The organism is Pedobacter fastidiosus (assembly GCF_014306625.1).
Taxonomy (GTDB): domain Bacteria; phylum Bacteroidota; class Bacteroidia; order Sphingobacteriales; family Sphingobacteriaceae; genus Pedobacter; species Pedobacter fastidiosus.
Genome location: NZ_JACRYL010000017.1, coordinates 45,828 through 55,162, shown reverse-complemented (window position 1 = coordinate 55,162; position 9,335 = coordinate 45,828). Strand labels below are relative to the sequence as shown.

General features: G+C 34.9%; 9 protein-coding genes. 4 read left to right on the top strand and 5 right to left on the bottom strand.

From position 1 onward, the window contains the following. Positions 1-568: 568 nt before the first annotated feature. The 5 genes from H7U22_RS17430 to H7U22_RS17410 all read right to left on the bottom strand — a co-directional run bounded on the left by H7U22_RS17430 (position 569) and on the right by H7U22_RS17410 (position 4,150). Complete coding sequence (locus H7U22_RS17430; protein ID WP_187072624.1) at positions 569-1,315, bottom strand: glycosyltransferase family 2 protein; 747 nt, start codon at positions 1,313-1,315, stop codon at positions 569-571. Continuing rightward, entirely contained in the window at positions 1,284-1,772 is a 489-nt protein-coding gene (locus H7U22_RS17425; protein ID WP_187072623.1) for a hypothetical protein, read from the bottom strand. The genes H7U22_RS17430 and H7U22_RS17425 overlap by 32 nt, the downstream gene beginning before the upstream one ends. 227 nt (positions 1,773-1,999) lie before the next feature. Beyond that, complete coding sequence (locus tag H7U22_RS17420) at positions 2,000-2,410, bottom strand: hypothetical protein (protein ID WP_187072622.1); 411 nt, start codon at positions 2,408-2,410, stop codon at positions 2,000-2,002. A 581-nt stretch (positions 2,411-2,991) separates the two neighbouring features. Beyond that, positions 2,992-3,363 (bottom strand): hypothetical protein, encoded by a 372-nt coding sequence (locus tag H7U22_RS17415; protein WP_187072621.1) that lies wholly within the window; start codon positions 3,361-3,363, stop codon positions 2,992-2,994. Positions 3,364-3,718: 355 nt separating this feature from the next. Further along, positions 3,719-4,150 carry a hypothetical protein gene (locus H7U22_RS17410; RefSeq protein ID WP_187072620.1) on the bottom strand — a complete coding sequence of 144 codons (432 nt, stop codon included), beginning with the start codon at positions 4,148-4,150 and terminating at the stop codon, positions 3,719-3,721. 682 nt (positions 4,151-4,832) lie between these two features. Here H7U22_RS17410 and H7U22_RS17405 point away from each other — a divergent pair. The 4 genes from H7U22_RS17405 to H7U22_RS17390 all read left to right on the top strand — a co-directional run bounded on the left by H7U22_RS17405 (position 4,833) and on the right by H7U22_RS17390 (position 9,206). Continuing rightward, complete coding sequence (locus H7U22_RS17405; RefSeq protein WP_187072619.1) at positions 4,833-5,621, top strand: polysaccharide biosynthesis/export family protein; 789 nt, start codon at positions 4,833-4,835, stop codon at positions 5,619-5,621. After that, a complete protein-coding gene (locus tag H7U22_RS17400) occupies positions 5,621-8,023 on the top strand; it encodes a GumC family protein (RefSeq protein ID WP_187072618.1) in 2,403 nt (800 codons plus the stop codon). Before H7U22_RS17405 ends, H7U22_RS17400 begins: the two co-directional genes overlap by 1 nt. Before the next feature lie 217 nt (positions 8,024-8,240). Continuing rightward, entirely contained in the window at positions 8,241-8,606 is a 366-nt protein-coding gene (locus tag H7U22_RS17395) for a four helix bundle protein (protein WP_187072617.1), read from the top strand. A gap of 99 nt (positions 8,607-8,705) precedes the next feature. Next, positions 8,706-9,206, top strand: coding sequence for a UpxY family transcription antiterminator (locus H7U22_RS17390; protein WP_187072616.1), 501 nt, complete (start codon positions 8,706-8,708; stop codon positions 9,204-9,206). Positions 9,207-9,335: the final 129 nt, after the last annotated feature.

Below are 9,335 nucleotides of genomic sequence, written 5' to 3'. Positions count from 1 at the left end.
CCCCGCCCCTCCTAAATTAGGAGGGGAGTTTCCCTCATAGTTTTATAAGCCTGCACCGAGGTTAATTATAAGGCTGGGTTAGTTTGTATTAAAGGTAAAAGTTTTTCTGGATCGGCTCGCCGCCGCCGAGGGGCTCTTTCTTTTCTCTTGATAGAAAAGAAACAAAAGATCAAGGCTTTGTCCTGATGTTGGATAGGAACGTCTAAACTTTTAGGTCAACAGTGGACTAGGTTCAATGAAGGATTGAACTTGCCTCTGTTTTGGATAGTGAGTATTTGAACGGTAGTGCAAAAGTTTAAACGTCCTTTCCTTCCATCATGCCTGAGGCCGGATAGCAGGGTGCAGAAACTGGGTGCTTACCACGAAACTCCTCATAGACCGTCATTCTCGCGTAGGCGGGAATCTTAATGCTTTAAAGATGGGAATTTATGGGCTTACTGTAAATTTAACCACCCCCGCCCCTCCTAAATTAGGAGGGGAGTTTCCCTCATAGTTTTATAAGCCTGCACCGAGGTTAACTTTAAATTTGAGTCGAACTACAATATTCTCTTAGTCAGTCATTACTCGATTATCTAAGAAACTGGACGAGCTTACTTAACTTTTTTCTAAGAATTGTTAGAATTGGGTTTGGAATTTCATTTCTTTTGAGTGCTTTATAATCATTTATAAACGCTAAATATCTGCTCTTAAAGGATTGATTGCTTAATCCGCCAACACGCATATTGACCATTAACATTGGTAGATAGTGCGCCTTAATTTTATGTTTGTGGAAATACCTTAATATTAAGTCGTAATCTGCAGTTGTTCCTAAATCCAATGCATATGAACCAAACTTTTCAAATAACTCTTTTCTCAAATAGAGCGTTGGGTGAGCAGGCATCCACCCCTTTTTAATGTCGACCGAGGTTATTTGCCTTGATTTCCATTTTCGGATTACCTTTTGTGTTTCTGGATGAATGTAATTTAAATCACCATAAACCGCGTCGAGCTCTGGATTTTCAATAAAAACTTCTGCGACTTTATCTAAAACATCATCTGATGCTAACATATCATCAGCATTTAAAATGCCAACAATTTCTCCAGTAGCCAGTTTTATTCCTTTATTTATGGCATCATAAAGGCCTTCATCTTTCTCTGAAATAAATTTGTGAATGCTTCCTTTATAACCTTCGATAATATTCCATGTATTATCCGTCGATTTGCCATCTACTACAATATACTCAATGTTATTATAAGACTGTGCAACAACAGATTCAATGCATTCTTTTAAAAAAGCTTCGCCATTATATACAACTGTGATTAAGGTTATTTTCATTTAGGAGAATTCTTTCCTGTTTTAATTTGAGGAAGGTGAAGCTTGCCGTAAATATAAAAAATAGTGGCAGATAATCATCAATTGGGCAGTTCAGTGGATCAATGTTGGCATAAGTTCCAGACATGTAGATTCTTATCCCAGTTGTACCATCTGCCATTTTATATTGCTGATAGATATCGCAACTTCCCCCTAGATCTTTAATACACCCAAATGTTGCAGAACCATCTGTATGATAGCCACCCTCTGCCCCACTGGCATCTACAACGCCCGTAGTTATCCATTGTGACCCATAGGGATTGTAATATATCACATCCGTAATGCCTCTTACTACATGACAGCCATCAGATTGGGCAGACAGTTTTTGGGCACCCATTAGAAATAAAGTGGTACTTATAAATTTCAGAAAAATGGATGAGGGGGATTTTAAGAGCGGGATGATTAATTTTAACTTTTGCATAAGCTATAGAATTAATCATACGCTAAAGATAGAATTAATACCGAGATTAGAAAAATATGAAGGAATTTGATTCAATCTCAAAAATGAATGTCTCGCTTATCAATCTAAGCTTAGGTGTGCCTTATCTATGCTTCATCTATGACGCATCTATGCTTCATCTATGCATATACCACGGGGATGTGGTGAAGGAAGGGTGAATAGGAATGGAAGTAAAGAGGAAAAAAAAGTTACTTGATTCTTCTTCTAATCATGATTAAACCAAAAGTTCCAGAAGCTAAGGTGATTGCCCAAGTATAATCGTCGAGGGGGCAATCTATAATAGTGAAACTTGAGGCTTCATAACCAGTGTATATGGTACCCAAACAGGCACATATCCCCGCAGCACAAAGACCCAAAAAACTACAAACGCCACAAGCTTTCCCTGTTACCGCAACAGGTGCCCAACCACATTCGCTATAAGTTGAAGCGCTGTTGTTATACATAGCATAGCCCCCCGTTAGTAAATTAATATTTGGAGAAGTGTACACCCTATTGTAAAAAGGACCTGCTTCAGTGATTAAGCACTCTTGAGTGAAAGCTTTGCTTATCGAAATAAAATTCAACAAAATGAAAATCAACGAGATAACTGATACTTTCATCAAACCATTTTTATCAAAAAAACAGTTTATGAGTGGGATAACCTACGTTCCTTTTGTTCAGTTTGGTGTATTGGCAAGTTCTTAGAGGTAATCGATACTGAACAATACTACTACAAAAAGTAATCTAAGCTGTATTTTCGAATTAAAATTTGAAAAGTCTAAATGAATAACTACGTATAAATTAATCTAATCGATATGCAATGAATGGAATATTTTTTTTAAAAAATGAAAGGAAATAATACTGTGATAATACAGAACAGATCTATAGGATTATCGAGTAGGCAATCTATTACTCCATATGTCCATTCTTGGCCTAAAGTAGCCGAATTAACATTGCACGCCCTGATTGAGTAATTAAAACTATCCTGCGACCAATTGTCGGCTCACACTCACTGTGGGAATTGGTATACCTGTATAATTCGGTACAGTGGCTGCTCCATTTATTGCAGTTCCATTAGGAGTGGGATAAATGTTGAAATTTATTTAGCATCCTTGACCCATCATACCCAAAGCCAAAAAAAAATATTTTGCAAAAGACAAAAACTTTAATTCCTCGCATATATGATGTTTAAATTTGAAATCTAAAAAGAGTTTTTTATATGATATGAACCAACTATGAAAAGGCCTAATATTAGATATATACTATTATCATCTAATGGGCAATTAACTATATTATAATCTACAAATGATCCCGTACCATATAGAACACCACTTTTATATATATTACAGCTTGCGTAACTTGAGGTGCCTTGAATCTCCGAATTACATGGTGTAGTCGTATCATAACTGTGTGGCACTTTTGCTCCGTCATAATCGTAAGTCGTTCCAGAAATTAACGTGGAATAGATAAAATCGCCACCATGATTATTATCAATACATCCCGAGCCCGCTTTAGCAAAGCCAAAACAAACCACAAGAAGTACACTTGTAGCGTAAAACTTTAAAAACTTCATAAAAGAAAATAGACAACGAAAAAGTAGCTCTAATGCTACAATTTTTACAAATATTGAAAATAAAAACTCTACATACGAATTAATTATACATTTGGTTTTTGCAAATAAATAGGCGAGTGGAAGTTTGCCAAACTACTCTAATGATTGATAATTAGCGTTGTTGAAAGCCTGTAAATTTTGGTCTAAAAAAAACTAACCTAAATATCTATCATTTACTTTACTGAGATAAACTTTAGGCGTTTCATGATGAAAAAATCAGAAAATGTAAGAGATAATATTAAATAGTAAAAGCTGAACCGAGCTTTTAACTAAAACTTTAAATTTTATTGATGTGCTGTAAACTTAGTAAGAAATCCTAAGACGAGATTAAGTTTTGCTTAACAATTGTTTTTCTTAGAAGTAAATACCCTAATATAGAAAATACAGCAACTAAAATCCATATGTATTCATCTATGGGGCATTGATAAACTTGAAAGCTGGTAATTAAATTACCAGTATATGTTAAAAGACCAGAATTCTGTTGAACTTCACAAGCGGCCCCCAATGCTCCTATATTAGTTGCAAATGTACTCGTACTATAATTGGTGCAGTTATAAGTACCCGTGTTAAGCACTATATAATTTGTACCACTACCAGTTGAAGTAAAATGTAAGGCATTGCCATCTGGATGAGCAACAAAAAAAACTCTCGAGCCGTTACCGTCATTTATGTAACATCCGTTTTGAGCAAATGTTATTTTAAGAAAAAGTAGCATAAATAAAAAAATACTTAAAAATATTTTTTTCATAAACTTGGGATGAGGGATGAGTCTAAAAGCACAAATTTACCAAGAATCAGCCAAATTACCAAGACAACTAATTAATACTACAGATTAAGCCCTTTCTAACAAATAACTTATAAAAAGTAAATACTCCAAAAATCATAAAAAAAATTCCGTTATCGATTGGACATGGCAATGGCCCGTATATAGTTAAAGAACCTGAAACTGAACCAAAAAACGGAACACCCGTAATTGTGCATGTACCATTAGAAGCTATTGAACTGATACAATAGGTTGAATAAATACTGGAACTTGCCACCACAAAACCACCATAACTATAATTTGTACCTGATGTATTAGTTAAATACAAGTCGCCCGAAAGGCTTCCAATACATCCCGTTTGAGCAAAGGATTTACTAAAAAAAAAGAAAAATAATCCGATTAGAAAAAAAAGTTTAGACTTTCCCATTGATTAAAAGTTGCCCTATTAATCGTGGGTTTGCGCTAAAACAATAAGGATTTGATTAAAACAAATGTAGAATATTTAAATCTAAAACATAGTCCAGATTCTTGATAATTATTGACATATATCAACATTATCTGTATAATTTCACACTTAAATTCTCTTTAAAACTTTCAATATTTTCTTTTTTAGGGTTTTTATCAGGTATTTTTGTACTTTACGTAATTAAACTAGATCGTCATCTTTATGACTAAACACTTACGAATCTGTTACCTCATTTTAGCAACTCTATGCCTATTTTCTTCTTGCTCCATAAGAAAACAGCGCACACTTTTTAATTCCCCAACTGACCAGTTAACGGATACGATTAAGCAGGTTTATGTTGTAAACGATCAAGGCATTAGTGATGCCTATTATAAAATTAAAGTCAATGATCAGTTGGCTATACGTAATGTTCAAAATTTCGAGTTTGGTGCATCGGTCCCTGGCTCAGCAGCGGCAGGACCAGGTTCAAGTATTTTATCCTATACAGTTGATTTGGAAGGCTTCGTAACCTTACCTGCAATCGGAAAAGTGGAAGTTGTGGGCTTAACCCGGAGAGAAGCCGCTTTAAAGATTCAGGAAATTTATAAACAAAAGCTTCTTAAAGATCCTATTATCGAGCTAACGGTCGTCAATTTAAAAGTTACCCTTCTTGGTGAATTTGGCAAACAAGGGAACTTTTTATTAGAGAGAGATAATACTACATTAATAGATATTATAGGGGAAGCAGGAGGAATTACCAAAACTGCAGACCCTAAAACATTAAAAATTATTCGTGGCGATAGGAGCAATCCGGAAATTATTTACGTAAATCTAAACGACATCAATAGCTTGGCCAGTAAAAAATTAATTATGCAAAACAATGATATTGTGGTTTTGCAAGAAACCAAAGGTCAAGCAATAAGCGATAAATTACAAAGTGCCAATAATATTATACAACCACTCTTGGTTGTAATAAATTTGGCCGTATTAATATTTACCATCACTCGTTAATGGATCAGCACAATCAAATAGAGCAAAAAAAACTTGCCAGTCAGACAATTAATTACTGGAAAATTCTACGCATATTTTTGAGTCGATGGTACTGGGTTGCAGGCTGTGTCTTAATCAGTTTTATTATTGCTTGGCTTTATCTACGCACTATAACACCTATTTACATTACTTCCGCTTCGTTAAAGCTAGATAACAATGATCAGCAGATGAGTGCCTTACCCAACGCACCTATGAATTATAGGGGATTTGGTAACAATCAGATTCAAACGGAAGGAATTATTATGCGGTCTGAGGATGTGATTCTCAATGCCCTAAAAAACCTAAATTATAGAATTAGCTATTATTTGGAAGGGCGAGTTAGAACTTCTGAACTCTATCCTAAAATCCCTTTTAAAATTGATATTATTACTCAAGATTCTGTAAATTTCAGTCGCGCTACTTATAATGTGAACCCTGTTGATGCCAACACCTTCGAGATTTCCACAAGCGACAATCAGTTCAAAACTCAAGAAAAATTTAAGTATAACCAGCCCATCAATATGGGCAATATGTTTTTTTCCATTAAGTCGCCCATTCCATCGATAGGTAAATATAGTTTTAAATTTAATGGGATTAGAGATTTATATGGGAGAGCCGCTGGTGGCCTAAATGTTTACGAACAAGAAAAGAATACCAATATTATGGGGGTTACCCATACGGATAGTAATCCTACTTTTTCTGCTGATGTACTGAACGAAATCATTAAACAGTATGTTAAAAATGATGCCGAACTTAAAAAAAGATCTGCAAAACAGACCATTGATTATCTGAATAGTCAGATTGATTTCTTAGATGCTCAAGTAAATAAATCAGGAAATAAACTATCAAGTTTTCAAACAAATAACAGGATTATCGACCCAACAACGGATAAGCAGATTAATAGTTCTAAACTTTCTCAATTGCAAAGTCAAATAGCAGAACTTCAATTGCAAGAGTTGGGCATACAACAACTAGAGCGTCAAGTTAAAAGTAATAAAGATAAAGTTCAATTGAATCTAAATTTGGAAGGTACAAATAGCACTTTGCTTGCAAGCTTAATTACCCAACTGAATACACTTATTATCTCTAGAGAAAATAAGTTGCAAAACTTTAATGCGGAAGCTCAACCCATTAAAGATATTGAACGGCAACTTGATGAAGTTAAGCAAGCCATTGTTACGAATATTAGCTTATTACATGAGCGAAATCAAAAAACCATTAGCTTCATCAATGGTCAAATTAATAGTGCCAATCAATCTCTAGGTAACATTCCATCAAAACAAAATGATTTTGCTAAATTACAAAGTAATTTTGATATCAATCAGCGGATGTTTTCCATGCTTTTCGAGCGTAAACTTTCTGCTCAAATCAGTTCTGCTGCTGTAATTTCTGGCGCTACAATTATTGGCCAGGCACAGCCTTCTTTTTTTCCGATTTCCCCTATTCCACGCAAAATATATTCCTCGTATATGTTTATGGGTTTATTTGCAGGTTTGGGTTTAATCTTGGCAGCTCGATTATTAAATCCCTATCTATACGATATTGAAACCATAGAGGGAATTACTAGCACTCCTATTATAGGAGTGATCCTAAGGTACCCAAAAAAGGTAGATTTTGAGAACCAAAGTGTACTTTCTATCGAGAAACCAAAATCTATTTTTGCAGAATCTGTTAGATCAGTTCGTACAAATTTAAGTTTTATGGCCAGTGATAAAGCGACCAAAGTGATCTGTGTTACTTCTGAAATCTCTGGAGAAGGTAAGTCTTTTGTTAGCTTAAATTTGGCGGGTACACTTTCTATTATAGATAAAAGAGTCATTCTAATTGCAGCGGATTTAAGAAAATCAAAACTGCACAAAGCCTTTGGTTCTAGTAATAAAATCGGGCTCAGCACTTATTTATCGAAGCAAAATCTTTTAGAAGAAATCATCAATCGGGATGAAAAACACAATATCGATTACATCACTTCCGGTCCTGTTCCACCTAATCCTTCAGAACTTTTACACAGTTCCCAGATTCAAGAACTTATCGCAACATTAAGGCTTACTTATGAATATATTATTATCGATACCGCTCCTGTTGGTTTAGTATCCGATTCTATTCCATTGATTAGGCAAGCCGATGTAAATTTATTCATTATTCGTTCTGGTGTTTCAAAAAATAGGGCGGCAAGTATTCCCGATCGCTTATCAAAAGAATATAGCTTAAACAACATTGCCATTATTTTGAATTCCTTTGGTAACGAAAAACTGCATTCGAATATATATACAACAAATTATGCTTATGGCAATTCGGGCACTTATTATTACTCTAATTACACGGGTTATGGAAAAAGTGGCTACTATGATCATGATAAGAGATGGTGGGAGGTTTGGAAGAAATAGCGAGTTGAGATGTTGAGGTGTTGAGACATTTGGGCGTTGAGATGTTGAGGCTTTTGGATGTAAAGATGTTGAGGCGTTGGGGTGTTGAGACGTTTGAGTGTATTGGGGCATTATCAAATGCAAATAATGCTAGGAAAGAAAACTAAAAAGTGTGCAGGTGTTAAGCAAAGTGAAGATAAAGAACTTATTGAAAGGCGACTAAACTAAAAATATAAAAATGTACATATATTCTTTTGAAAAATTAGAGGTTTGGCAACTTGCAAGAAAATTTAGAAAAGAAATTTACGAATTAGTCAAGAAATTTCCAAAGGAAGAAATCTATGGTCTCACAAGCCAGATAAAACGCTCTTCCAGTAGCATTGGAGATTGCTTAGCAGAGGGAACGGCTAGAATTACATCAAAAGATAAAGCACATTTTATGGTTATGTCTTATTCTAGTGCAATTGAAACTATTAATCATATCATTGGTGCTTATGATCTAAATTACATTAACGAAATTGAATACTTACTTTTCAGAGATAAACTTGAAGCATTGACGAACAAGATCAATGCGCTGAGGAATTCAATATTGAAAACGCTCTAAACGATTACGATAACAAGGAATTTAGATAACATGGGCCGGCAGTAACAGCCTAGAACGAAAAACGACTCAACTATAAACGAATAAGCGACTCGCCAAAAAATGGACAATAATTACAGATGGTATCCAGTTTATACGCGTTCGAGGGCAGAAAAAAAAGCTTACGATGAGCTGATCCGTAAAAACATTACTGCTTATCTCCCTCTTAAAAAGACACTTAAACAATGGAGCGATCGCAAAAAAATTGTTGAAGAACCCTTAATTAAATCTTATCTGTTTGTGTATATTTCGGCCAAAGAATATGCCGAGGTTTTAATGACCAATGGCATCGCAAGGTTTATTTATTTCTCCGGAAATGTAGCCAGCCTACCAGACAAACAAATACAAGATTTAAAATTATTATTGGCTACTGAAGGTGATTTAGAAGTCTTCGATTTTGCTATTAAAGCTGGCGAAAAAGTTATGATTAAGGCGGGGCCGTTTAAAGGAATGTTAGCAGAATTGGTATCTATACACAATAAACAACGTATTATTTTACGTTTACAAGATATGGGGTATGCTATCGAGATTAATACATCGATGGGATTTATTGAGAAGTTTTAAGGAATGAATAAATTCTTGTTCTTTTAAATAATGATTGGTGTCCTGGCCGGACGGGCTTCTTTCTTTTTGGTGTCAAAAAGACCAGCGGAGCTAGCTTGAACACAAATAAAAAAACAATAGCTAGTGAAA